Source organism: Collimonas arenae (assembly GCF_000786695.1).
In the GTDB taxonomy this organism is placed as follows: domain Bacteria; phylum Pseudomonadota; class Gammaproteobacteria; order Burkholderiales; family Burkholderiaceae_D; genus Collimonas; species Collimonas arenae_A.
The window spans coordinates 1,860,189-1,885,022 of record NZ_CP009962.1 but is presented as its reverse complement, the minus strand read 5'-3'; the positions used below and the strand labels follow the sequence as shown (position 1 = coordinate 1,885,022).

The following is a 24,834-nucleotide window of genomic DNA, read 5'->3' as shown; positions in this document are numbered from 1 at the left end:
AGTAACGCGGATCTGCACGATGCTGCAGATCCGCAGATGTCATGCATATAGAAATACGTCCCGAAGCACAGGCTGATATCTCAGCCATCGAACGGCTTACCACCACCGCATTCCTGCATGCTCCGCATGCCAGACATACTGAACAAAATTCATCGTAAATGCCCTGCGCATAGCAAAGCAGCTTTCAATTTCTCTGGTCGCCGAGAATGAGGCAGGCATTGTTGGCCATGTCGCGCTGTCGTCGGTTTCCATCTCGGATGGAGCAAGCGATTGGTACGGATTGGGGCCGATCTCCGTCTTGCCCACGTATCAAGGTCAAGGCATCGGCGCGGAACTGGTCAAATCTGCTTTGTCCGAACTACGGCGCATGGGCGCTGCCGGTTGCGTGGTGCTTGGCGATCCCGCCTATTATCACCGCTTCGGTTTCCTGGCAACGCCTGCACTGCTGTTCCCAGGCGTACCTGCCGAATACTTCCAGGCCATTTCACTCAACGACAGTTGGCCGTCCGGCAAAGTGAGCTATCACCCTGCATTCAATGCCCTCGCATAAAAAACGACCAAAGTGATTAATCAGTCCCGCCAGATACTGCGTGGACTGTCGCCGATTAAGACATCTGGATAAATCTTTTGATACGAAGCCCTGCACCAATGAAAAACGACCCGATCGCGTAAGCGAACGAGTCGTTAAATAAATCTGGTAATGATTGCGGGAACTGGAATCGTGTTGTTATATTTTGAAGAATGGCAGTTGCTGCCGGCATTTTTTATCGATAAAGGAGAAGACTCCCGAAACCCAGTCCTATCTGGAAAGTGGCCCCGGCGAAAGGTGAATCTGCTCGTTTATCGACTCTTCAAAATACTAAGCTCACGCTCAAAGAAATACGGTGGATACCGGCATTCTTTACCGATAAAAGAGAAGACTCCCGAAACCCAGTCCTATCTGGAAAGTGGCCCCGGCGAAAGGTGAATCTGCTCGTTTATCGGCTCTACGAAAGAATACGACTCAGTTCAAAAAAAATACTGCGAACACCAGCATTTCTTACCGATAAAAGAGAAGACTCCCAAGACCCAGTCCTATCTGGAAAGTGACCCCGGCGAAAGGTGAATCTACTCGTTTATCGGCTCGATGAAGAATACGGATCGGCTCAAAAAATGCTGCGGACGCCAGCATTCCTTACCGATAAAGGAGAAGACTCCCGAAACCCAGTCCTATCTGGAAAGTGGCCTCGGCGAAAGGTGAATCAACTCTTGTATCGGTTCCAGGAAGGAAAACGAAGTGTCACGTAGTGGCGACTCCAAGACAATCATGCAGACGTGAAAACACCACGTTGCACATCAGGAGAAAAATCAAGGTGGGATTTTTTTACTGAACCGGCAAGGAAGACATCATCATCTTCCTTGCCTGGCATTTGGAGCGGGAGAAGAGGCTCGAACTCTCGACCTCAACCTTGGCAAGGTTGCGCTCTACCAACTGAGCTACTCCCGCGTAAGGAGTTTTTGGAGGCGGGGGTCGGGATCGAACCGGCGTAAACGGCTTTGCAGGCCGCTGCATAACCACTTTGCTACCCCGCCAGGGGTGTTGCGCCAAAATACTAAATCAATATTGGTGTATCAACCTTCTACAACCAATACATCGTTCACACTTAATAAAAAAAGGAAGCTTTACCAGCTTCCTTTTTTTGAATCTGGAGCGGGAGAAGAGGCTCGAACTCTCGACCTCAACCTTGGCAAGGTTGCGCTCTACCAACTGAGCTACTCCCGCATTTGTTTCTTTTTTACTGCGCCGTTTTCTGCATCAACTACAGAGACGACATTATAGTTGATTTACAGAGTTTGTCAACAAATTTGAAATTTTTTAACTAACTTTTTTCAAATCACCGACTTTTACTTCACTGCTTGTTGTTTTCGCCGCTTACCGCCGTGCTTTCCTTGATCAGTGGCCAAGCTTTACGCAAATAGTAAAACATGGACCAAACCGTAAGCACCGCTGCAATCAACAACAGCACCTGACCCCAGAAACGGGTATCGACGCCAAGCAGATCGCCATAATACAACAACATTGGGATTGCCACCATCTGTGCGGTAGTTTTAATTTTACCGATGGAACTGACCGCGACCGATTTCGATGCGCCTATCTGCGCCATCCATTCACGTAAAGCGCTGATAGCAATCTCGCGGCCGATAATCACAAAGGCGATGATCGGATCTACGCGCCCCAGATGCACCAGCACCAGCAAGGCGCCGGCGACCATCAGCTTGTCGGCGACAGGATCGAGAAAAGCGCCGAAGGCCGACGTCTGGTTCCAGCGCCGCGCCAGAAAACCGTCGAACCAGTCAGTCACTGCGGCGACAATAAAAATGACGGTTGAAGCCAGGCCCAATTGCAATGTTGAAAAACCGAGATCCGGAAGATAGAAAACGCCAACCACCAGCGGGATTAACGCAACCCGTAACCAGGTCAGTAAAATCGGAATATTAAAGGGCATAAAAAGGCATAAATAGTTTTATTGGCAAGGAACCGGCTGTCCATATTCTAATTATCTAGGAGTATGACGCCGTTGGGAAATAAAACCTGCAAAAGCAACAAGCAGACGCTTAACATGCAACAACAGGTCCTAATGCAACTGTCGGTAGATTTCTTCCGCCAGTTGTCGTGATATCCCCTCAACCGACGCAATATCTTCGATGCTGGCGTCGGCTACTCCGCGCAAGCCGCCGAAGCGCGCCAACAGTTTCTGGCGACGTTTAGCGCCGACCCCTTCGATTTCCTCCAGCCGCGAACTCTGGCGCACCTTGGCGCGCTTGGCGCGCATGCCAGTGATAGCGAAGCGATGCGCCTCGTCGCGGATCTGCGCAATCAGCATCAAGGCGGCGGATTCCTTGCCGAGTTCGCGCGCCGCGCGGCCATCTGCAAAGATCAGCGTTTCCAGCCCGACCTTGCGCCCCTCCCCTTTGGCGACACCGACAATCAGGCTGATATCCAGACCGAGTTCCGCCAGTACCTGGCGCGCCATTTCGACCTGCCCCTTGCCGCCGTCGATGAGGACGATATCCGGCATAACGCCGTCGCCATTGGCTACTTTTTCGTAGCGTCGCATCAACACCTGGCGCATGGCTGCGTAATCGTCGCCAGGGGTGATGTCCTTGATGTTGTAGCGCCGGTATTCACCGTTTTGCATCGCATGGTGATGGAACACCACACACGAAGCCTGGGTTGCTTCACCGGAGGTATGGCTGATGTCGAAACACTCGGCGCGCAGGGTGTCGATATCATCGACTTCGAGCCCGAGCACCTCGACCAGCGCCCGCGTCCTGGCTTGTTGCGAGCCCTGCTCCGACAACAACCTGGCGAGCGAAATCTCTGCCCCCTTGTGCGCCATCTCCAGCCATTGCCGGCGCTGTCCCTGCGGCTGGAACAGGAGATTGATGCGGTGGCCGCACTGCTCCATTAGCGCCACCATCAGGGCCGGCTCATCAAATTCGGTATTCAGGATCAGAGTGCCGGGGATGAACGTGTCGATATAATGCTGCGCCATGAAGGCCCTCAGCACCGCCACCTCAATCGAATCGCCTGCGACCTCGTCCGGACTGGATAAAGCGCCATCGACGTGGCTAGGGAAATACGCCCGGTCGCCCAGATGCCGGCCGCCGCGCACCATCGCCAGGTTGACACAGGCGCGCCCACCCTGGACGATGACCGCGATAATATCGATATCGCTGTCGCCCACTGTTTCCATGCTTTGCTGGTGCAGAACGCGCGACAGCGAAGTGATCTGGTTGCGCACGCCGGCGGCCTGCTCGAACTTCAGTTCGTCAGCAAAAGCGTGCATCTTTTTTTCCAATGCCGACAATACTTCCGTCTGCCGGCCGCGCAAGAATTTGGCGGCGTTGTCGACGTCGGCCAAGTAATCCTCACGGCTGACCAAATTCACGCACGGCGCGCTGCAGCGCTGGATCTGATGCAAAAGGCATGGCCGGGTACGATTGGCGAAGACGCTGTCTTCACAGGTGCGCAACAAAAAAACCTTTTGCAAAATCTGCATCGATTCCTTGACCGCCCAGGCATTCGGAAAAGGACCGAAGTACTGGTTCTTTTTGTCGACAGCACCGCGATAGTAGGCCATGCGCGGATATTCCTGGCCACTGATCTTTAGATAAGGATAGGATTTATCGTCGCGAAACAGAATGTTGTAGCGCGGCTGCAAAGACTTGATCAGGTTGCTTTCAAGGATCAGTGCTTCGGCTTCACTACGCGTCACCGTAGTCTCCAGCCTGGCGATACGCTCTACCATCATGGCAGTGCGCGGGCTGGCCAGGTTTTTCTGGAAATAACTGGATACCCGTTTCTTCAGGTCGCGCGCCTTGCCGACATACAGGATATTGTCGGCGGCGTCGAAATAGCGATACACGCCAGGCAAATTCGGCAGCTTGGCGACGGTCTCTAGCACCACCGCACGCGGGTCGGGAATTTCAGCTTCGGTCATGATTCTGGATTCTCAAGCATTTACGCCAGCAGTGACTGTACCAGCGCCTTGGCCGCCAGATAGCGCGCATCAACTTGCAATGCCTGCCAGTCCAACGCTGCGGATTGCGGCATCAGTGTGGCGAGACGCGTGCGGGATAATGCTGCCCGGCGATCGTCGCGTGCAATACGCAACCCGGCCAGCAACTGGTCAGCCTTGTCCGGCGAATTGCAGATCAGGACCATGTCGCAACCGGCCTTCAGCGCAGCCTTGGCGCCATCCAGTACGCCACCGGCGGAACCGGCTGCTTCCATACTGAGATCGTCGCTGAAGATGACGCCATCGAAACCGACATCCTTACGCAAGATGTCCAGCCATTTTTTGGAGAAGCCGGCAGAATGCTTGTCTACCTTGGAATAGATCACATGCGCTGGCATCACCGCAGCCAGGCTCATGCCGAGCCAGTCATATGGCTTGACGTCTTGCTCCATAATCTGTTCCAGGCTGCGCTCGTCAACCGGTAACGACAAATGCGAATCGCCTTCGACAAAACCGTGGCCGGGAAAGTGCTTGCCGCAATTCGCCATGCCGGCCAGCGCCAGGCCATGATTCAGGCTCTTGGCCAACAAGGTCACCACACGCGGGTCGCGATGGAAAGCGCGTTCGCCGATGACCGTCGAACCGCCATAATCGAGATCAAGTACCGGGGTAAACGACAAATCGACGCCGCAGGCGCGCAACTCGCTCGCCAAGACGAAGCCGACTGCTGTGGCAGCCTTGGTCGCGGCCAATACATCGCGATCCCATTGCTGTCCCAGCACACGCATGGCAGGCAGGCGGGTAAAACCGTCGGTACGGAAGCGCTGGACGCGGCCGCCTTCATGGTCAACCGCAATCAATATGCCTGGACGTGCGACATGAATCGCCGCCGTCAGCGCCGTCAGCTGGGCACGATCCTGGTAATTGCGGGTAAATAAAATCACACCGCCGGTCAGCGGATGCCGGATGCGGCGGATATCGTCCTCGCTCAATACAGTGCCTACCACGTCCAGCATGACCGGACCGAACATCTGCTTGTCTACGGTGTGTCCGCTTGCCCCACCACTCAAACCACTACTCATTTTTTCTCCACGATGACGAAAGCGACCGCGTATTCCACTTCATCGGTAATCGACACCTGCGCGGTCAAGCCCTTCTGTTGCATGTATTCTTCCAGCGCGGGGTTCACCACCACGATCGGCTTGCCGCCGGGCGCATTTAATGTTTGCATGGCGCGCCAGGTCATCGGCATTTTCATTCCCAGTCCGAGCGCCTTGGAAAACGCTTCCTTGGCTGCAAAGCGCGTCGCCAGGAAACGGATGCCACGCGCTTCCACCTTAGCCTTGCGCTGTAAGTATTTCTCCATCTCTTGCGGGCCTAGGATCTTCTCTGCAAAACGATCGCCGTTACGCTGCAATGCCGCCGCTATGCGCGGAATCTGGATGATGTCGGTACCGATGCCATAAATCATTGCGAACCTCTTTATTTTCCCAAGCGCGCTTTCACCATCAGCGCCTTCATTTCGCTTACCGCCGCTTTCCAGCCGACGAACACCGCATGCGCCACGATGGCGTGGCCGATGTTCAATTCTGCGATATCGGGAATCGCCGCAATCGCCTGCGCATTGGTGTAATGCAGACCATGACCGGCATTCACCTTGAGGCCACGCCGCACCCCCTCTTGCACTGCTCGCTGCACCCGCTCCAGCTCGCTGCGTTGTTCCGTCTCGTCATGCGCTTCAGCGTAACGGCCGGTGTGCAACTCAATCACCGGCGCGCCAATTTCGGCTGCGGCTTGAATCTGATCGGCTTCCGGATCGATGAACAGACTGACGCGGATGCCTTCGCCTTGCAGCTGGCGCACTGCCGCTTGCACTTGCGTAAAATATTTCACCACATCGAGGCCGCCTTCGGTCGTCAGTTCATGACGGCGTTCAGGCACCAGGCAAGAATCCTGCGGTTTGATCTTGCAGGAGAAATCGATCATTTCCTGGGTCACCGCCGCTTCCAGGTTCATGCGCGTGTGCAACTGCGGACGGATCATTTCAACGTCTGCATCGCGGATGTGGCGGCGATCTTCGCGCAAATGCAAGGTGATGGCGTCAGCGCCAGCTTCTTCCGCCTGCAAGGCCGCTTGCAACGGGTCCGGATAGGTGGTGCCGCGCGCATTGCGCAAAGTGGCGACGTGATCGATATTGATGCCAAGGTCGATGATCGACGATGTTGGATTGAGATAGCTCATCGGATGCTCAGGTGATGGGTGGGTTTATCAAGTATCAGGTATCAAGATTGCATTAATTCTAGTGCGATGGCAATGCGGGCGATACGGTATCCGGCACTGTCATCGCCGGCGCCAGCTGCTTGTGCTGCTGCAGCAATTGATCATGACGCTTCCAGTTCAAGACAAAGAATGCCAGGGCGCCAGCCACCAACCCCCAGAATGCCGCACCGACACCAAACAACGTGACGCCGGAAGCGGTTACCAGGAATGTGATCAAGGCCGCTTCGCGCTGGACGTCGTTAGCCATCGCCATCGTCAGGCTGTTGGCGATCGTACCGAACAGGGCCAGTCCGGCAATCGCCAGCACCAGCTCTTGCGGAAATGCAGCAAACAAGGCGCAGACGGTAGCGCCAAAGACGCCCACCAGCAAATAGAAGCCACCCGCCGCCACAGCCGCCCAATAGCGTTTGGCCGGGTCTTCATGGGCCTCTTTGCCCATGCAGATGGCGGCAGTGATTGCTGCCAGGTTCAGGGAGAAACAACCGAATGGCGCCAGCACCAAAGTAGTCAGCCCGGTCCAGGTTATCAACGGTGAAATCGGGGTATCGTAGCCGGAAGCGCGTATCACCGCGACGCCCGGCGCATTTTGCGACGCCATGGTTACCACGAACAAGGGAATGCCGACGCCGATGATGGTCGACCACGAAAAGCTCGGCATGGTAAATACCGGCCTGGCCCAGGCGAAATGAAAATGATCGAAATGCAGCAGGCCGCGGCTAGCGGCCAGCGCAACGCCGATCAGCAACACGATAATGATGGCGTAGCGCGGCAGCCAGCGCTTGCACAGCAGGTAAGCGACAAACATCGCAAAAACCATCACGAATTGCGGTTTCATCGCCATGAATACATTCATGCCGAAATGGGCCAGGATACCAGCTAGCATCGCGGCCGCAATCGACAGCGGAATCTTGCCCATGGCACGCTCGAACCAGCCAGTGACGCCGCCTAGGGTAATCAGGGCGGCAGCGAACATGAATGCGCCGATTGCTTCCGACATAGGAATGCCGGACAAGCTGGTAATCAGCAAGGCAGCTCCTGGCGTCGACCAGGCGGTTACTACCGGAGCCTTGTAGCGCAGCGACAAACCGATGCAGGTCAGCCCCATGCCAAGGCCAAGCGCGAGCATCCATGAACTGATTTGCTGCGGTGTAGCGCCGGCAGCCGCGGCTGCTTGCAAAACGATGACTGCGGAACTTGTGAAACCGACCAACACTGTTACAAAACCGGCGGCAAGACTAGACCAAGGGAAATTTTTCATCGGCGATTGATGGCTATTGGTTAGCTGAAGACGGTATCCGCGTAGTTTATTAAATAAATTACAACTGCATCAGGTCAATCAGGATCTGGCGTGTGTTCAATGGCGCGCCACCCAGATGATGGGCCAGCAAGAAGCGCATCAGCACCTTGCTTTGCGCCTGCGTAGCGACATCGCTGTAATCTTCCTGCTCCATGTCCAGCAGAGTCTTGCCGGAAACCCGGGGCCAGGAATCGGCTGCTCGTGCAACGCGTGGCCCGCGCTCAGGATCGACCACGTAGCTTTCGGCTGGATCGACAGGCTGGCGGCTACTGGTACAACGCGTGAAATCGCCGGCAACTCCGGTCTGCTTGAGCAGCGCTCTTTCGAACTGGCGCAGCACAATAGGCGCCGGCTCCAGATGGGCCAGCTGATTAAGGGTTGTGACGTAATGATTGAACAAGGCAACATGCGGATCATCACGCGCGACCAGTTTCACCAGCAGTTCATTCAGGTAGAAACCACACAGCAGCGCCGATTTTTCCAGCGGCAGCAGACCGCCAACCCATTCGGCCGCGATCAAGGTACGGATTTCTGATTTGCCGCTCCAACTCAGCGACAACGGCTGGAAGGTTTGCAGAACGCCGCGCAACTTTGACATCGGACGCTTGGCGCCTTTGGCGACCAGCGCGATGCGGCCGTAATCGCGGGTGAAAACATCGATGATGAGGCTGGTTTCGCGGTGCGGATAGCTGTGCAGTACGAACCCGGGCTGTGCAGTGACACGCGTATCTTTTTCCGGTATCCGCGCCCGTCGCTTGGGAACGACGGCAGCAGTAGCAGCAGGGCCGGGAGCAACGCTGATCAGGACAGCGGCATCTTCCGGCAGCGCTTGCTCTGCATCAGCGATGATCGCATTCATGTGGGCGTCAGGTTGCGTGGGTTTCGGACGATTTACTCGTAGCCGTAGGCGCGCAATCCCGCTTCGTTGTCGGCCCAGCCGGATTTAACCTTGACCCAGATTTCCAGATAGACCGGACCGCCGAACAAGCGCTCCATGTCGAGCCGCGCCTGGGTGGAAATATCCTTGAGGCGCGCGCCCTTCTGGCCGATCACCATGGATTTGTGGGTATCGCGCTCCACCAGGATCGCCGCAAACACACGACGCAGATCACCTTCCAGCTCGAATTTCTCGATCAGGACGGTACTGGTGTAAGGCAGTTCATCGCCGACAAAACGGAAAACTTTTTCACGAACGATTTCAGCTGCGAGGAATTTCTCGCTACGGTCGGTAATGTCGTCTTCACCGAACATCGGCGGATTTTCCGGCAGGTGCTTGCGGATTTCGCCTTGCAGGTTATCCAGCTGGAAACGCAGCTTGGCCGAGACCGGCACCACTGCCGCGAAGTCACGCATGGCGGCGATTTTCTGGGCAAACGGCAGCAGCACGGCCTTGTCCTTGACGCGGTCCGACTTGTTGATGACCAGGATGCAAGGCACGTTGGCGGGTAACAAAGCCATTACCTGCTGGTCGGCCGGGCCGAAGGTACCGGCTTCGATAATGTACAGGATGACGTCGGCCGCGGTCAGCGTGGTGGTCACGGTGCGATTCAGCGTCTTGTTCAGCGCATTCGAGTGACGCGTCTGGAAACCCGGCGTATCGACATAGACGAATTGTGTATCGGCCACGGTCTGAATGCCTGTGATCCGGTGCCGTGTGGTTTGCGCCTTGCGCGAGGTAATGCTGACCTTGGCCCCGATCAGTTCGTTCATCAGGGTCGACTTGCCTACGTTGGGGCGACCGACAATCGCTATGTAGCCGCAACGAAAATCAGCTGCCGGCGTTGCTGCGGTCGATGCCTGGGGTGTAGAGTCTGTCATGCGGTTTTCGATTTACTCGTAGTATGAGGTGTTGCATTAGGGGTAGTTACAGCTGCGGCAGCGTTGGCTGCCGCAACAACGGTTTCGACGGCTTCTGTTGCAGTAGAACCTGGCTTTGGTGCGGCGGCTGTTTCAGCACCACCATTGGCCGTCGCGACATGCGCCGTCACATGGGCTTTAGCGGCAATCTTTGCCGGCGGCGCTTCAGCGACAATTTTTTCCTTGGCTGCAGCCGGTTTGGCTGCGACGGCTTCATCCGCCGCCGTTTCAGGCGCATCCGGCTGAATCGTTGCAATGCCGCTCAGTTTCAATTGCGCCGTACGCGGCTTGGCTTTTTTGGCTGCCCCGGGTACTTTGACAAAGGATTTTTGCACCGCTTCCAACGCCAGCTTGGCTGCGGCTTGCTCGCCAGCGCGACGGCTGCCGCCACTGCCGAACACCTGGATATCCAGTTTAGGCACCAGGCACTCAATTTCAAATTCCTGATTGTGCGCAGCGCCGTGTGTCGCCACCACGTTATATTGTGGCAAAGCGATTTTTTTCCCTTGCAGGTATTCCTGCAACAGGGTCTTGGCATCCTTACCCAAGGTCTTGGGATCGACCGTATCAAGGATTGGAATATACAGGGCGCGAATCACATCCCGTGCGGCATCGAAGCCGGCATCCAGGAAAATCGCACCGAACAAGGCTTCAAGCGTATCGGCCAAGATAGAAGGCCGGCGGAAACCGCCTGACTTCAACTCGCCTTCACCCAGCCGCAGGAACTGCGACAATTCCAGCCTTTGCGCAATTTCATATAACGATTGCTGCTTGACCAGATTGGCCCGCACGCGCGACAAATCGCCTTCATCGATCTTGGTATAGCGGTCAAACAACAAAGACGCGACGACGCAGTTCAAGATCGAATCGCCGAGGAACTCCAACCGTTCGTTATGCAAGGTGCTATGGCTGCGATGCGTCAAGGCCTGCTGTAGCAAGCTAGCATCTTTAAACGTGTGGCCTAGCCGATTTTGCAATAACATGAGATCCATTTTTTTCGTCGACACTTGCTGTCGTCGTCTGCTGCTGTTAATCGACTACCTTAAGGCTTGGCGGTACTACCGGCATAATCAATCAGCAGGCTGACTGGCCCGACCAGCGGGATTTTCTTCTGGTACGCAAAACTGATCTGGACATCGTCGCCGTTCTTGGTGATATCCAGATCCTTGCCAGCGATCGCGTCGATATAGCCCACTTCAGCCTGCTTGTTAAACGCATTCTGGATTTCCTGCACCGTGGTGCCCGCAGTCCTGGCGCTGGCAATTGCCTTTTTGATCGAGAAATACTCGATCGTGGTCGGCGTCACCTTCGCCACCAAGACACCAATACAGCCGAGTACCGCCAAAATTACAATCAAGCCAAATAATGTGACGCCTTGCTGCTTCCGTGGTGCTCCGGACATTCTTGTCATCCCTGACTCCGCTTTCGACTTAGTTAAAGTTTATAAAATTTACTTGAAAAAAGTACCGATACGTTTGAAATTACCCAGATTCATCCAGACCAGGAATGCCTTTCCGACAATGTTTTCATCCGGTACGAATCCCCAATAGCGGCTGTCTTCGCTGTTATCCCGATTATCCCCCATCATGAAATAATTTCCAGCAGGAACTGTACAGGTGAAACCTTCCGGATTATAAGAACAGGCATCCTTATTAGGAAAATCCATCACGCCTTCCAGCGAAATCGGCGGCCGGTTGCTACGCACTGCGATTGTATGTTGCACATTTGACAGGTTCTCCGTGTATTGCTGGGAGTAATCCAGACTGTCTTCATTCAGGTAATCTGGCAACGGCGCATAAGAAAGAGCTTGACCATTAATTGTTAAGCGCTTGTTTTGGTAAGTTATTTTATCACCGGGCACCCCTACCACGCGTTTGATGTAGTCGAGCGACATATCCTTCGGATATTTGAACACCATCACATCGCCGCGCTGCGGATGATTCATCTCGATCACTTTTTTATTGATGATCGGCAGACGGATACCGTAAGTGAATTTATTCACCAGGATCAGATCACCCACCAGCAAGGTCGGCACCATCGAACTGGAAGGAATCTTGAATGGCTCGTACAGGAACGAGCGTAAAAAGAAGACCATGGCGATCACCGGGAAAAAACTGCCCGAATATTCAACCCAGGTCGGTTGGCGCAACAGGTCTGCTTCCAGCGCCGCGCGTCCGCTGTTTTCCAGCTTGATGCCATCCGCGCTCAGCTTGGCGTTGCGCGCGTCGAATTCGGCCAGCGCAGCGTCGGCCTTGGCGCGCCGTTGCTTGCTCAGATAGAAGCGGTCAAAAAACCAAATGACGCCGGTGACAATCGTTAAAACAAACAGGATTAATGCGAAATTTCCTAAGATTGATTGCAATGTCATTTTTCATCCACTTGTAAAATTGCCAGGAATGCCTCTTGCGGGATCTCAACGGAACCCACTTGTTTCATACGTTTTTTACCGGCCTTCTGCTTTTCCAGCAATTTGCGTTTGCGGCTGATGTCGCCGCCATAGCACTTGGCCAGGACGTTCTTGCGTAGCGCCTTGACGTTTTCACGTGAAATGATGTTGGCGCCGATCGCCGCCTGGATAGCCACATCAAACATCTGGCGCGGAATCAGTTCGCGCATCTTGGCAGCCACGGCGCGGCCGCGGTACTGGCTGTTGGCGCGATGGACGATGATTGCCAGGGCGTCGACTTTTTCGCTGTTGATCAGCATGTCGACCTTGACCACGTCGGCAGAACGGTATTCCTTGAATTCGTAATCCATCGAGGCGTAGCCACGCGAGGTCGATTTCAGGCGATCGAAGAAATCGAGCACCACTTCGGCCATCGGGATTTCATAGGTCAGCTTGACCTGTTTGCCGTGGTAACTCATGTCGACCTGCTGGCCGCGTTTCTGGGTGCACAGCGTGATCACCGAACCCACATACTCTTGCGGCATATACAAATTGACGGTGACGATTGGTTCACGCACTTCTTCGATATTGGACGGATCCGGCATCTTGGACGGGTTATCCACCAACATGACAGTACCGTCGCGCTTCACCACTTCATAGATCACGGTAGGCGCAGTGGTAATCAGATCCATGTCGAACTCGCGCTCGAGTCGTTCCTGGACGATTTCCATATGCAGCAAACCGAGGAAGCCGCAACGGAAACCGAAGCCCAGCGCCTGCGAAACTTCAGGCTCATATTGCAATGCAGCGTCGTTCAGCTTGAGTTTTTCCAACGAGTCGCGCAACGCATCATATTGATTGGCTTCGACTGGGAATAAACCGGCAAACACCTGTGGCTGCACTTCTTTAAAGCCGGGCAGCGCTTCGGCGGCGGGCTTGGACGCCAGCGTGACTGTATCGCCGACCTTGGCTGCCTTCAATTCTTTGATGCCGGCGATGATGAAGCCGACCTGACCGGCGGAAAGCGATTCGCGTGACTGCGATTTAGGCGTAAATACACCAACGCTTTCCGTCAGATGCTGAGAGCCGGTGGCCATCAGCAGGATCTTGTCTTTCGGACGCAACGTGCCGTTCTTGATCCGCACCAGCATCACGACGCCGACATAGTTATCGAACCAGGAATCGACAATCAGCGCTTGCAAAGGAGCGCCTGGATCGCCTTTCGGTGGCGGCACTTTGAGAATCAGCGATTCCAGCACTTCGCGCACGCCAAGACCCGTCTTGGCTGAGCAATGCACCGCATCCTGAGCATCGATGCCGATGACGTCTTCGATTTCAGCAATTGCATTATCAGGATCGGCGGAAGGCAAATCGATCTTGTTAAGCACCGGCACCACTTCCACGCCGAGATCAAGCGCCGTGTAGCAGTTGGCCACGGTCTGGGCTTCCACACCCTGCGAGGCATCGACCACCAGCAGCGCGCCTTCGCAGGCCGACAGCGAACGGCTGACTTCATAGCTGAAGTCGACGTGACCCGGAGTGTCGATCAGGTTCAGGTTGTAGATCTGCCCATCCAGCGCCTTGTACGATAGCGCCGCAGTCTGGGCCTTGATCGTGATGCCGCGCTCGCGCTCGATATCCATCGAGTCGAGTACCTGCGCCTCCATTTCGCGATCGGACAAGCCGCCGCAAGACTGGATGATACGGTCCGCCAAGGTAGATTTACCGTGGTCGATATGGGCGATGATGGAGAAATTACGGATGTTGTTCATTGACAGACGCGATTACAAAAAAGGCGCTCTGAGCCGGGCTAAGCACTAATGCCGCCCAGGCGAGCGCCTTTTATGACAGGTTATTCAGTGCCGCCATTTTACCGGATTTCAGAGGGGAAAAACCGACAAATCAAAGGCTTGAGACGTTGCCGCATGGCAGTTATAGAAAATTCACAGCAATTATTATTAATTATATAATAATCAGTCGTTTAAAAATCGCTTCACCGCTTCCCCGTCAAGAAAATAGTGGCAAAGCTGTACTGCCTCTTGTCCATCTTTGTTGCCCATCAGTACAGGCACCAACTCATCGTACTTCGCCACCAACCCGGGATAGGCGTCGACATCGATCACATCGACGGCAAACCAGCTGGCATCTTTTTCATCGACTGGCCGCAAAGCCAACAACGCCTGCAACATGTCTTCGCACAGGTGGCAGTAAGAGCGGCCATATAAAGTGAAATGCGGGGTCGACATGGATTCAGGTTATTTTCTGGCGATCAAACAGAGCGAGAGCAGCCCTGGAAAACAAAAAGCTGCAGATCCGGACGACCTGCAGCCTCTGACAAACAACGCCGATTAAATCAACTACCCGGACGCAATGGTACGAATTGCGACGATTCGCCACGGCGCACCAATAGCACAGCCATTTTCTTCGGCTCCAGTTTGGCCACCAGGGCGTTGAATTGCTTGGCGTCCTTGATATCGGTATTGTTCAAACGCTGCACCACATCACCGGCGCGCAAGCCGACCCGCGCCGCGCTCCCTTCCGATGATTCGATCAGAACCCCGCCATCCACGCCCAGCTCTTTCTTCTTGGCGTCGTTCAAATCGCTGACGATCAGGCCAAGTGCATTCGCGACCTGCTGCTCCTTCTTCGGCTTGGCATCATCATCCGTGGCGACTTTGTCAGCAGCCAGCTCCGTAATCACAATCGGGAAGTCGCGGCTGCTACCCTTGCGCCAGACACTGATGGTGCCGCGCGCGCCGGGCTTGGTGTTGCCGACCAGACGCGGCAAATCGTTGGCCTTGTCAATCGCGGTACCATTGAATTTCAAGATGATGTCGCCAGCCTGCAAGCCCGCCTTGGCGGCAGGACCATCCGGCTCGACCCGGGCCACCAGCGCGCCTTCAGCCTTCGGCAAGCCGAGCGACTCAGCCACATCCTTGGTGACCTCGCCGATTTGCACGCCGATACGGCCGCGGGTAACCTTGCCCGAGGTTTTCAGCTGGTCCGACACGCGCATCGCCTCGTCGATAGGCACTGCAAACGAAATCCCCATGAAGCCGCCGGAACGGCTGTAGATTTGCGAATTGATGCCGACCACTTCGCCGCGCATATTAATCAGCGGACCGCCGGAATTTCCGGGGTTCACGGCGACATCGGTTTGAATCAGCGGCAGGTAGTCGCCGGTATCGCGTGCTTTGGCCGAAATGATGCCGGCCGTAACGGTGTTTTCCAGGCCGAACGGCGAACCGATCGCCAGCACCCATTCGCCGGCCTTGATCTTGTCGGAATCGCCCATTACCAGGCGCGGCAAATTGGCGCCGTCGATTTTCAACAGCGCCACATCGCTGCGGGTATCGGCGCCGATCACCTTGGCCTTGAATTCACGCTTGTCGGTTAGGGTGACATAGACTTCACTGGCGCCGTCGATCACATGCGCATTGGTCATCACATAACCGTCGGCCGAAATCACGAAGCCGGAACCAACCCCGCGCGGCACTTCTTCCTGTGCCTTGGGATCAGCCTTGCGGCCGCGCTGACCGGGAACTTGCGGACGCGGCATATTAGGAACCGGAACACCGAAAAAACGACGGAAAAATTCCTGCATCTCGTCGTCGCTAGGGTCGCCGGAATCGCCTTGGCCGGAACCGGTCTTGACCTTTTCAGTGGTGCGGATATTGACTACGGCAGGACCGGTTTTTTCAACGATATCGGTAAAATCCGGCAAGCCGGCCACTGGGGCGGCGACTGCCTGGGGTCCGACACCAACCATTGCAGGAACAAAAAAAGCGGCAGTCGCAGTGACTGCCATTGCAGATAAAACGCCACGAACCGGTCCAAGCATTTTCATAGACATAAAGTTTTATTTGTTTTTGAGTTCAATCGAATTCGCCACCTGTCGCATCGCTGCCGGCGGCACGTCGCCAACAATCGTTAACCAATAATCTCCCTGCCGCTTGCCAACGATATTCAGTGCTCCCTGCTGCAAGGAACCCTCGGTACGACTTTGGCTACCCGGTTCGATAAAGATCGAAATCGCCACCAGCCCATCCGAAAAAATCAGTTGCGACACCTCTCGTCGCGCCGCAGGCGCCGGTGCGCTGGCGCCACTCTTGGCTGCCGGAGGCGGTGCATCCACCACCATGCGCTTGAGCTCGCGTACTTTCTTGAAACCGGCAGGCATGCCGGTCACGGTCCACTCATTCAGATTGGCCGGATTGATGACATTGCTTTCTGTGTGCCAAGTATTGGTATTACCAAAACTCGGCTTCAGACTGCGATGATCAACATTGCCTATGCCAATCTGGGTGAACGAAATCTGTTCGATGATTTCATTCTTGCCGTTCAAGGTCTGCGCGCGCAACAGCAAGCCGGAATTCTTTTCCGCCCACAGCTTGTAGCCGTAGCGCATATTGTCCTTCGGCTCCAACAACACAGCCTGGCAATCGAAACCGGCAACGCGCCCGATTTCACCCATTCTTATATTGTAGTAATCGTTCAGGTCAGACGGCAGCGCCGCCAGGATGGCAGGAAAACCGTCCTGGGTGACGCGCTTCTCGACTATCTTGGTTTTAGTCTCCGGCATATAGCCGGTCACATCTTCATTGCGCCGGATATACTCGCGCGGCTGACCGTCGAGGATTTCCAGTTTTTCTATTTCATTGCGGCCTTCGAGCACATGCGTAATACGCGACGTACGTATCTGGTTCGCCTGTTGGTAAATGAAGGTGCCGGAATAATTCAGTTTTTGCGCCGCCGACTGAATTTTTTTCAGTAAAGCCTGCGCATCCTGCTTGTCGGCGGCATTTGCCGCCGTATTTCCGGCATCCAAACCTTCCGCCTGGGCGGAAAGCACTATCATGAACGACAGTAAAACTCCCAGCAAAAATCGCGTCTGCGCTCGCGTCTGCCGCATATTAATTATCAGCATCAGGCGCAAATTTGGCTGGCCGTGCGTATTGCGCAGCGCTATAAAGGGATGGAGAGAAACGCTGATGCGCCGACAGATATTCATCCATTCGCGAATCACGCAACACTTCTCCGGCATGCGTCATGACACGAACGTCGCCAGCAGAGGATGCAAGGGCCAGTTGCGGCGTTGCCACCACAGCAGACGTCGGTGTCGGTGCCGGGGCCGTACCACTCACCATGGCCAGTTGCGGCGAGATGATGAATGCAGCAGCAGCCACCGCGGCGGCAGCCATGCCGGGAAGGGCAAACCGCTTGATACTGCGCCTGCCGCCTATCACATTGACATACACAGGCTGGCCGCCACCGACAGCGATTTGCTCAGAAGGCTGCACGGCGACGGCCAGAGGTGCGGCAATGATCGCCGGCTCAGCATCCAACAACGCCGACATGCGCGTGGAAAAGCCCGCACTCATAGTCAGCGCCATGTCGTCCGAACGCATGATATCGCCTATCTGATGATAGACATCCCATGTATCGCGGCCGTCTGCTTGACGCAAGGCCGCCAGCGCCATATCCACATAAGCACTGGATAACTCCCCATCAGCCAAGGCAGAGATCTGCTCTTGGGTCATATCTTTGGTATTCATAAGTCACCTTAAACCTGGCCAACCCCTTCGTTCCCGAAAAACCACTATCTGTTTTTTAACAACGTTTTTACCAACGTTTGTCGATGGCCGTACCCAGCAATGGCCTCAACTTATCTGCGATAGCTTCCCGTGCCCTAAATATCCGACTGCGTACCGTACCTATTGGACACCCCATCGCCTCAGCAATTTCGTCATAGCTCAAACCCTCGATTTCGCGCAAGGTGATCGCCGTACGCAACTCTGCCGGCAAAGCCTCCATTGCAGTATTCACGGTTTGTGCTATCTGCCTGGTGGCCAGCAAAGATTCCGGAGTGTTTATATCCCTTAGTTGCTCGCCGTCGTCAAAAGTTTCTGCTTCTTCTGAATTTGCTTCAGTTGAAGTAGGCGCCCTGCGGCCCTGGGTCACCAAATAATTCTTGGCAGTATTGATGCCAATGCGATACAGCCAGGTGTAAAAGGCCGAGTCGCCCCTGAACTGAGGCAGTGCACGGTAAGCCTTGATAAAAGCTTCCTGCACAACATCCTCAGCTTCTGCCTGATCGCGCACCAGCCGCGAAACAAGACGCATTAGCTTTCGTTGGTATTTGATAACCAGCAGCTCGAACGCCTTCTTATCGCCACGCTGAACGCGTTCGACAAGCAGTTGATCAATTTCGCGTTCTGTCGTCAATCCCCATTCCCTTGTTTTGTTGCGACGTGCATACGGGTCCGGACATAGATAGTAAGCAATAGCATAAGTTCAATGAAAAGCTTATTCATTAGCCAATCCGGTGACCCCTGCTTTGTCCGCGCCGTTCTTACGGTTCGCATGCGCCGCTATCCAGCGGCACGCCACGGACAAAACTCTAAAGGAATCTTTAGAAACACAATCAGGCAGTATAGCGATTGTTCGGACTGAGCCGCTAGCCAATCGAAGGCGCAGCAACAGTAAATGTGACCAGATGGTGGTCCCTTGTAGCAATTGTGCCGGCATCAACATCGGTGCCGAGACCTGATTTGCATTTATAGCAACTGGCTTGGCAATTTCAGCAATCTGAATTTGGCCGGTGCCGGAAACATCAATTTGAATTGTGCGCCGGTCTCGATAGTAGCGCAGCATGCCATAAGCCGCTGCCAGCACGCATAGTGTGGCCAGAGCCAGACGTTCAGGCAATAGCAAATTGCCTACAATACCGCATGCTATCAATGCACCGATCAGTCCAACCAGCGTGCATTCAACTACTACCAGGACAAACAACAGCCTGGATGGCTTGATAACAGCGGAGAGAGCAATCGACATGACAGCTAACTTGAAACGAATTTTGAACCGGTCGCCAGGGAGACCGGTTCAAAGCACAGCTGCAAAAGTTTAAATTTTGCCAAAAACCAGAGTGCCATTCGTGCCGCCAAAGCCGAATGAGTTTTTGACTGCGATGTCGATCTTCATATCCCGTGCTGTATTTGCGCAGTAATCAAGATCGCACTCAGGATCCTGATTGAAGATATTGGTGGTTGGCGGGGAAATCTGATTGTGCAAAGCCAGTACAGTGAATACCGACTCCAAACCACCTGCACCACCCAACAAATGCCCGGTCATCGATTTGGTGGAATTCACCACCAGCTTATAGGCGTGATCGCCAAAAGCTGCCTTGATGGCATCTGTTTCATTTTTGTCGCCCAAGCCAGTCGACGTGCCATGCGCGTTCAGGTACTGCACCTGGTCGGCATTGACGCCTGCATCGCGCAAGGCACTGCCAACGCAACGGCGTGGGCCATCGAGGCTTGGCGCCGTCATGTGATAAGCATCGCCGCTCATGCCGAAGCCGAGCAATTCCGCATAGATTTTGGCGCCACGCGCCTTGGCATGCTCGTATTCTTCGAGCACCAGCACGCCGGCGCCCTCGCCCAGGACGAAACCGTCCCGATCCTTGTCCCAAGGACGGGAAGCGGTAGCGGGATCATCATTACGCGACGATAAGGCGCGTGCCGATGCAAAACCGCCGACGCCCAGCGGCGACACGCTGGATTCCGCGCCACCTGCAATCATCACATCGGCATCGCCGTACTGAATCATGCGGCCGGCCGCACCGATACAATGCAAGCCGGTAGTACAAGCAGTCACAATCGCCAGATTCGGTCCTTTCAGACCGTATTTGATCGATAGATTGCCGGAAATCATGTTGATGATCGATGCCGGGATGAAGAACGGACTGATGCGGCGCGGGCCGCGGTTAGTCAGTTCGGCATGTGTTTCTTCGATCAAAGGCAAGCCACCAATGCCGGAGCCGATGATGACGCCTATCCGCTCAGCATTAGCTTCAGTTACTTCCAGGCCACTATCTTGCATCGCCTGCATTCCCGCCGCCATGCCATAATGGATAAACGTATCCATATGCCGTGCTTCTTTGGCCGGAATGTAATCTTCGATATTGAAGCCCTTCACTTCTCCCGCAAAGCGCGTGGAAAAAGCAGTGGCGTCAAACTTGGTGATGGTTGCGATACCCGATTTGCCTGAGATAATTGCGCTCCACGCATCGGCAATAGTATTGCCGACCGGTGAAATGCAACCCAGGCCGGTTATCACAACGCGGCGTTCACGTGTGCGGCTCAAGCGGTTCTCCTGGATACATTCAAAGCGTGCTTAGGCTGCCTTGACGTGGGCCTTAGCGTAATCAATTGCTTGTTGCACTGTAGTGATCTTTTCAGCTTGTTCGTCAGGGATTTCCATTTCGAACTCATCTTCCAGTGCCATCACCAATTCAACGGTGTCGAGCGAATCAGCACCCAGATCGTTGACAAACGACGACTCGATCTTGATGTCAGCTTCTGCGACGCCCAGTTGCTCAGCGACGATTTTTTTAACGCGTTGTTCGATATCGGACATGTGATGCCTCCATTAGGTTACAGAAAGTGCGCGCATTTTAGCAGGTTTGCGCATTGAAAATTTACTTTCGACATTAGTCTTTAATATTTAACAAAACCAAGTCAAAAGCTTCTAAATAACTACTACTTACATTCAACTCTAAAACAAGCCTGGATCAAGCCACTGGAAAAAGCCTGAAAATCCCGGCCTAACTCATGTACATGCCGCCATTCACGTGCAAAGTAGTGCCTGTGATATAGCCGGCTTGCGGCGATGCCAGGAAAGCCACTGCCGCAGCAATATCCTCTGCCGCACCCAGGCGCCCCAATGGGATCTGTTGCAACAAAGCAGCGGTTTGCTGCTCACCCAAGTCCTTGGTCATGTCAGTATCGATAAAGCCCGGGGCGACGCAATTGACCGTGATATTGCGGCTGCCGATCTCGCGCGCCAGCGCCCGACTCATGCCGGAAACACCAGCTTTGGCCGCTGCATAATTCATTTGGCCAGGATTGCCTGCCGAACCGACCACCGAAGTAATGTTAATGATGCGACCAGCCTTGGCCTTCATCATGCCACGCAAGACCGCTCGCGACAAACGTGCAACGGCGGTCAGGTTGGTGGCAATCACGGCATCCCACTCTTCGTCCTTCATGCGCATTGCCAGCTGATCCTGGGTAATGCCTGCATTATTGACAAGAATTGACAAACCGCCAAATTCTTTCTGCGTCAACTCTACTGCTGCGGCACAACCTGCAACGTCATTGACGTTCAGGACAATACCTCGACCGCTGCCAGACTGACCTGCCTGCATGTATTCCGTAATGGCGGCTGCGCCGGCGTCCGAGGTCGCGGTGCCGATCACCTTGGCTCCGCGCTTGAGCAATTCCAGCGCGATTGCACGACCGATGCCGCGCGAGGCGCCGGTAACCAAGGCCACCTGGCCGATTAGGTCTTGTACTACTGTATTCTGTAAAGTCACTTGAATGTCTCCAACATCTTATCCAGCGATGCCTGATCGAGAATCATGTCGCTGATCAGGCTGTCATTAATACGCTTGGTCAAACCAGCAAGAACCTTGCCTGGGCCGCATTCAATGACATGCGTGACGCCCTCGGCGGCAATTTTCTGTACCGTTTCCACCCAACGCACCGGGCTTGCCGCCTGCCGTACCAGCGCATCCTTGATAGCCTGCGGATCACTGACGATAGCGACATCGACATTATTGATCAACGCAATCTGCGGCGCCGAAAACACCAGGTCTTGCATGTAATCACGCAGACGATCCGAGGCCGGCTTCAACAGCGAGGAATGAAATGGGGCCGATACCGGCAATAGCAAGGCACGCTTTGCACCTTTTTCTTTCGCCGCCGCACAAGCGCGCTCAATTGCGCCCTTGTGCCCGGCAATCACCACCTGCGCAGGCGCATTGAAATTCACCGCTTCGACGACTTCACCCTGCGCGGCAGCCAGACAGACTGCACGCACGTCATCATCCGACAACCCCAGAACCACCGCCATGCCGCCCTGTCCGACAGGGACCGCTTGCTGCATAGCCTGCGCACGAAAACGCACCAGCGGCACGGCATCCTTGAAGGCGATCACGCCTGCGGCGACCAACGCCGAATACTCGCCCAGGCTATGGCCAGCCACCAGCGCCGGCGCTTTACCGCCCGCCGCCAACCAGGCGCGATAGCAGGCAACCGCCGCAGTCAGCATGACCGGCTGCGTATTAGTGGTCAGGTCCAGCTCTTCTTTCGGTCCCTCGGCAATCAACTTGCCAAGATCAAACTGCAGCGCCTCAGAAGCCTCTGCAACCGTGTCTTTTACTACCGGGTTATTGGCGAAACCGTTCAACATGCCAACGGCCTGCGAACCCTGGCCCGGGAAAACGAATGCGAATTTATTCATGCCTTACCTATGGGTATCAATTTTATTATTCGACAACACGCCGGAAGATGCCGGCGGTTAAAGCGCTACCTGTCGTGTACGCGGCAATGTGCTTACATGCGCGCCAGGATGGCGCCCCAGGTGAAGCCGCCGCCGACACCTTCCATCATGACATTCTGTCCAGGCTTGACACGGCCATCGCGCACCGCGTTGTCCAGCGCCAGTGGAATCGATGCCGCCGACGTATTGCCGTGCTGATCGACCGTCACCACCATGCGTTCATTATCCAGCCCCAGCTTGCGGGCGGTGCTCTGCATAATGCGGATATTGGCCTGATGCGGGATCAGCCAGTCGATCTCGGACGCCGCCATGCCGGCGATTTGCAGCGCTTCGTTGGCGACCTTTTCCAGCACCGAGACCGCCAGCTTGAATACCGCCTGGCCGTCCATGTACAAGAAAGCACTACCCTCGACTACGCCCGAACTCACCTTGCCTGGCACGCAAAGAATATCTTTATAGCGGCCATCTGCATGCAACTTGGTGGCCAGGATGCCAGGCTCGGCTGAGCCGCTCATGATTACCGCGCCAGCGCCGTCGCCAAACAGCACGCAAGTGGTGCGATCTTCGAAATTCAGGATCCGCGAAAAAACCTCAGTGCCGATCACCAGCACATTTTTATGTGCGCCGGATTTGATAAAACTGTCAGCTATCGATACCGCGTAGACAAACCCGCTGCAGACGGCCTGCACGTCAAATGCTGCGCCGCCGGTGGTAATGCCAAGCTTTTGCTGCACAACGCAGGCAGTGCTAGGAAAGCCACCGAAGTAATCCGGCGTCGAGGTAGCGACGATAATCAAATCGATATCGTCAGCTTGCATGTGCGCCATATCCAGCGCCTGCTTCGCTGCCGCGACAGCGAGATCACTCGATTGCACATCGGCTTCAGCATAGTGGCGTGCAGCGATGCCGCTGCGCGAAAAAATCCATTCGTGGGATGTTTCAATTCCCTTCGCAGCGAGCTGCTCGGTGAGCTCTTGATTGCTCACCCGCTTCGGCGGCAAATAGCTGCCCGTACCGACAATTTTGCTAAATGTAGTCATGCTGTCTTTTGTTGGGTTGATTCAGTATTGACGATTTCACCGGCACCCTCACCCGCGCCTGCTTCGGCAGCCCTAGGCGCAGCATCGGCTTGCGGCATCAGCTCCGCAATCGTGGTTGCAATACGAGACAATACATCATATTTGGCTGCGTCGAATGCGCGCTGTATGGCCCATTCGTAGCCATAGGCGTCGGCGCCGCCATGACTCTTGAAAACCAGCCCGCGCAAGCCGAGCAAGCTGGCGCCGTTATAACGTGAAGGATTAAGGCGGCGCGAAATGGCCTTGATGGCGCCGGTTGCAATGACAGCCCCCAGCATGTTGAGAATGCCGCTTTTGAATTCGGTGGTCAATACGGTCTTGACGAAGCGCCCCAGCCCTTCAGACGCCTTGAGCGTGACATTGCCCACGAAACCGTCGCAAACAACGATATCGGTAGTACCTTCGTAAATGTCGTTGCCTTCGACATTGCCGTAGAAATTCAAAATGCCTTTTTCGTGATCCGCTCGCAGCAATTCAGCGGTCTGCTTGACCACCTCGTTACCCTTGATATCTTCTTCGCCGACATTCAACAAACCGATAGTCGGCCGCGGCTTGCCTTCCATGGCCGATACCAGCGCCGACCCCATCAAGGCGAACTGATGCAAATGCTGCGGTTCGCAATCGACGTTCGCGCCTAGGTCGAGCATGTAGGTCGGGCGGTCTTTTTGATTCGGCAGCAGCGTGCAGATCGCCGGGCGGTCTACGCCATGCAAGGTTTTGAGCAAATAGCGGGAAACCGCCATCAAGGCGCCAGTGTTACCGGCTGAGACGCAAGCCTGCACCTGCTCGTCCTTGACCAGACGCAGGGCAACACGCATCGAGGAGTCTTTTTTTCTGCGCAATGCAGTTTCGATGGAGTCGTTCATCGTCACCACTTCGGATGCATGCAGTACCGTCAGCCGCGGATGGGTGCCGGCCTTGTGCTTTTTCAGCTGGGCCCGGATTTCATCTTCGAGACCGACCAATACCAGCTCAGCCTCAGGCTGGCGATTGGCGAATGAAACAGCGGCTGGTACGGTAACCGATGGGCCATGATCGCCACCCATACAGTCAATAGAAATTTTAATTGTCATTGTTTTGATTCAGTGC

Annotated in this window: 24 protein-coding genes, 3 tRNA genes and 1 pseudogene; 1 reads left to right on the top strand and 27 read right to left on the bottom strand. The window is 54.9% G+C overall.

What is annotated here, in order from left to right; genetic code table 11:
- Positions 1-41: 41 nt before the first annotated feature.
- Positions 42-550 (top strand): annotated as a pseudogene (locus LT85_RS08580) (GNAT family N-acetyltransferase).
- A gap of 860 nt (positions 551-1,410) precedes the next feature.
- On the opposite strand, the gene LT85_RS08575 reads toward LT85_RS08580, so the two are convergent.
- From LT85_RS08575 to plsX, 27 genes are all read right to left on the bottom strand, one after another.
- Positions 1,411-1,486 (bottom strand) — tRNA-Gly (locus LT85_RS08575).
- A 12-nt stretch (positions 1,487-1,498) separates the two neighbouring features.
- Positions 1,499-1,572, bottom strand: a tRNA-Cys gene (locus tag LT85_RS08570).
- Positions 1,573-1,686: 114 nt separating this feature from the next.
- Positions 1,687-1,762: transfer RNA gene (locus LT85_RS08565), tRNA-Gly, on the bottom strand.
- A 127-nt stretch (positions 1,763-1,889) separates the two neighbouring features.
- A complete protein-coding gene (gene pgsA, locus LT85_RS08560) occupies positions 1,890-2,486 on the bottom strand; it encodes a CDP-diacylglycerol--glycerol-3-phosphate 3-phosphatidyltransferase (RefSeq protein WP_038487467.1) in 597 nt (198 codons plus the stop codon).
- A 129-nt stretch (positions 2,487-2,615) separates the two neighbouring features.
- The gene (gene uvrC / locus LT85_RS08555; protein WP_038487463.1) at positions 2,616-4,484 is read right to left on the bottom strand and encodes an excinuclease ABC subunit UvrC; all 1,869 of its coding nucleotides are present in this window, start codon (positions 4,482-4,484) and stop codon (positions 2,616-2,618) included.
- A 20-nt stretch (positions 4,485-4,504) separates the two neighbouring features.
- Positions 4,505-5,584, bottom strand: coding sequence for a beta-N-acetylhexosaminidase (gene nagZ, locus LT85_RS08550; RefSeq protein WP_253273696.1), 1,080 nt, complete (start codon positions 5,582-5,584; stop codon positions 4,505-4,507).
- The gene (gene acpS, locus LT85_RS08545; RefSeq protein ID WP_038487459.1) at positions 5,581-5,973 is read right to left on the bottom strand and encodes a holo-ACP synthase; all 393 of its coding nucleotides are present in this window, start codon (positions 5,971-5,973) and stop codon (positions 5,581-5,583) included. Before acpS ends, nagZ begins: the two co-directional genes overlap by 4 nt.
- Before the next feature lie 11 nt (positions 5,974-5,984).
- Positions 5,985-6,743, bottom strand: a complete 759-nt coding sequence (pdxJ, locus tag LT85_RS08540; RefSeq protein ID WP_038487455.1) for a pyridoxine 5'-phosphate synthase — start codon at positions 6,741-6,743, stop codon at positions 5,985-5,987.
- Positions 6,744-6,801: 58 nt separating this feature from the next.
- Positions 6,802-8,040, bottom strand: coding sequence for a benzoate/H(+) symporter BenE family transporter (locus LT85_RS08535; protein WP_081992174.1), 1,239 nt, complete (start codon positions 8,038-8,040; stop codon positions 6,802-6,804).
- 58 nt (positions 8,041-8,098) lie between these two features.
- A complete protein-coding gene (recO, locus tag LT85_RS08530) occupies positions 8,099-8,938 on the bottom strand; it encodes a DNA repair protein RecO (RefSeq protein WP_038487453.1) in 840 nt (279 codons plus the stop codon).
- A 32-nt stretch (positions 8,939-8,970) separates the two neighbouring features.
- A complete protein-coding gene (era, locus tag LT85_RS08525; RefSeq protein WP_038487450.1) occupies positions 8,971-9,897 on the bottom strand; it encodes a GTPase Era in 927 nt (308 codons plus the stop codon).
- On the bottom strand, positions 9,894-10,928 hold the full coding sequence (gene rnc, locus LT85_RS08520) for a ribonuclease III (RefSeq protein ID WP_038487447.1): 1,035 nt from the start codon (positions 10,926-10,928) through the stop codon (positions 9,894-9,896). Before rnc ends, era begins: the two co-directional genes overlap by 4 nt.
- A gap of 50 nt (positions 10,929-10,978) precedes the next feature.
- Positions 10,979-11,347, bottom strand: a complete 369-nt coding sequence (locus tag LT85_RS08515; RefSeq protein WP_038487443.1) for a DUF4845 domain-containing protein — start codon at positions 11,345-11,347, stop codon at positions 10,979-10,981.
- A 39-nt stretch (positions 11,348-11,386) separates the two neighbouring features.
- Positions 11,387-12,304 carry a signal peptidase I gene (gene lepB / locus LT85_RS08510; RefSeq protein ID WP_038487440.1) on the bottom strand — a complete coding sequence of 306 codons (918 nt, stop codon included), beginning with the start codon at positions 12,302-12,304 and terminating at the stop codon, positions 11,387-11,389.
- Positions 12,301-14,094 (bottom strand): translation elongation factor 4, encoded by a 1,794-nt coding sequence (gene lepA / locus LT85_RS08505; protein ID WP_038487437.1) that lies wholly within the window; start codon positions 14,092-14,094, stop codon positions 12,301-12,303. Before lepA ends, lepB begins: the two co-directional genes overlap by 4 nt.
- Positions 14,095-14,295: 201 nt before the next feature.
- Complete coding sequence (locus LT85_RS08500) at positions 14,296-14,568, bottom strand: glutaredoxin family protein (RefSeq protein WP_038487434.1); 273 nt, start codon at positions 14,566-14,568, stop codon at positions 14,296-14,298.
- A 107-nt stretch (positions 14,569-14,675) separates the two neighbouring features.
- Entirely contained in the window at positions 14,676-16,130 is a 1,455-nt protein-coding gene (locus tag LT85_RS08495) for a DegQ family serine endoprotease (RefSeq protein ID WP_437177295.1), read from the bottom strand.
- 51 nt (positions 16,131-16,181) lie between these two features.
- The gene (locus LT85_RS08490) at positions 16,182-17,180 is read right to left on the bottom strand and encodes a MucB/RseB C-terminal domain-containing protein (RefSeq protein WP_253273695.1); all 999 of its coding nucleotides are present in this window, start codon (positions 17,178-17,180) and stop codon (positions 16,182-16,184) included.
- A 55-nt stretch (positions 17,181-17,235) separates the two neighbouring features.
- Positions 17,236-17,877 carry a sigma-E factor negative regulatory protein gene (locus LT85_RS08485; protein WP_038487429.1) on the bottom strand — a complete coding sequence of 214 codons (642 nt, stop codon included), beginning with the start codon at positions 17,875-17,877 and terminating at the stop codon, positions 17,236-17,238.
- A 67-nt stretch (positions 17,878-17,944) separates the two neighbouring features.
- Positions 17,945-18,547 carry an RNA polymerase sigma factor RpoE gene (gene rpoE, locus LT85_RS08480; protein WP_038487427.1) on the bottom strand — a complete coding sequence of 201 codons (603 nt, stop codon included), beginning with the start codon at positions 18,545-18,547 and terminating at the stop codon, positions 17,945-17,947.
- An 81-nt stretch (positions 18,548-18,628) separates the two neighbouring features.
- Complete coding sequence (locus tag LT85_RS08475; RefSeq protein WP_253273694.1) at positions 18,629-19,156, bottom strand: flagellar hook-length control protein; 528 nt, start codon at positions 19,154-19,156, stop codon at positions 18,629-18,631.
- 69 nt (positions 19,157-19,225) lie between these two features.
- Positions 19,226-20,467: a beta-ketoacyl-ACP synthase II gene (gene fabF, locus LT85_RS08470; RefSeq protein WP_038487425.1), complete on the bottom strand. Its 1,242-nt coding sequence runs from the start codon at positions 20,465-20,467 to the stop codon at positions 19,226-19,228.
- Between the two features lie 30 nt (positions 20,468-20,497).
- Positions 20,498-20,740, bottom strand: a complete 243-nt coding sequence (acpP, locus tag LT85_RS08465) for an acyl carrier protein (protein ID WP_038487422.1) — start codon at positions 20,738-20,740, stop codon at positions 20,498-20,500.
- A 187-nt stretch (positions 20,741-20,927) separates the two neighbouring features.
- Entirely contained in the window at positions 20,928-21,698 is a 771-nt protein-coding gene (gene fabG, locus LT85_RS08460) for a 3-oxoacyl-ACP reductase FabG (RefSeq protein ID WP_038487419.1), read from the bottom strand.
- On the bottom strand, positions 21,695-22,627 hold the full coding sequence (gene fabD / locus LT85_RS08455; RefSeq protein ID WP_038487417.1) for an ACP S-malonyltransferase: 933 nt from the start codon (positions 22,625-22,627) through the stop codon (positions 21,695-21,697). Before fabD ends, fabG begins: the two co-directional genes overlap by 4 nt.
- Positions 22,628-22,719: 92 nt before the next feature.
- A complete protein-coding gene (locus LT85_RS08450) occupies positions 22,720-23,706 on the bottom strand; it encodes a beta-ketoacyl-ACP synthase III (protein WP_038487414.1) in 987 nt (328 codons plus the stop codon).
- Positions 23,703-24,818, bottom strand: a complete 1,116-nt coding sequence (plsX, locus tag LT85_RS08445) for a phosphate acyltransferase PlsX (RefSeq protein WP_038487412.1) — start codon at positions 24,816-24,818, stop codon at positions 23,703-23,705. The genes LT85_RS08450 and plsX overlap by 4 nt, the downstream gene beginning before the upstream one ends.
- Positions 24,819-24,834 lie beyond the last annotated feature (16 nt).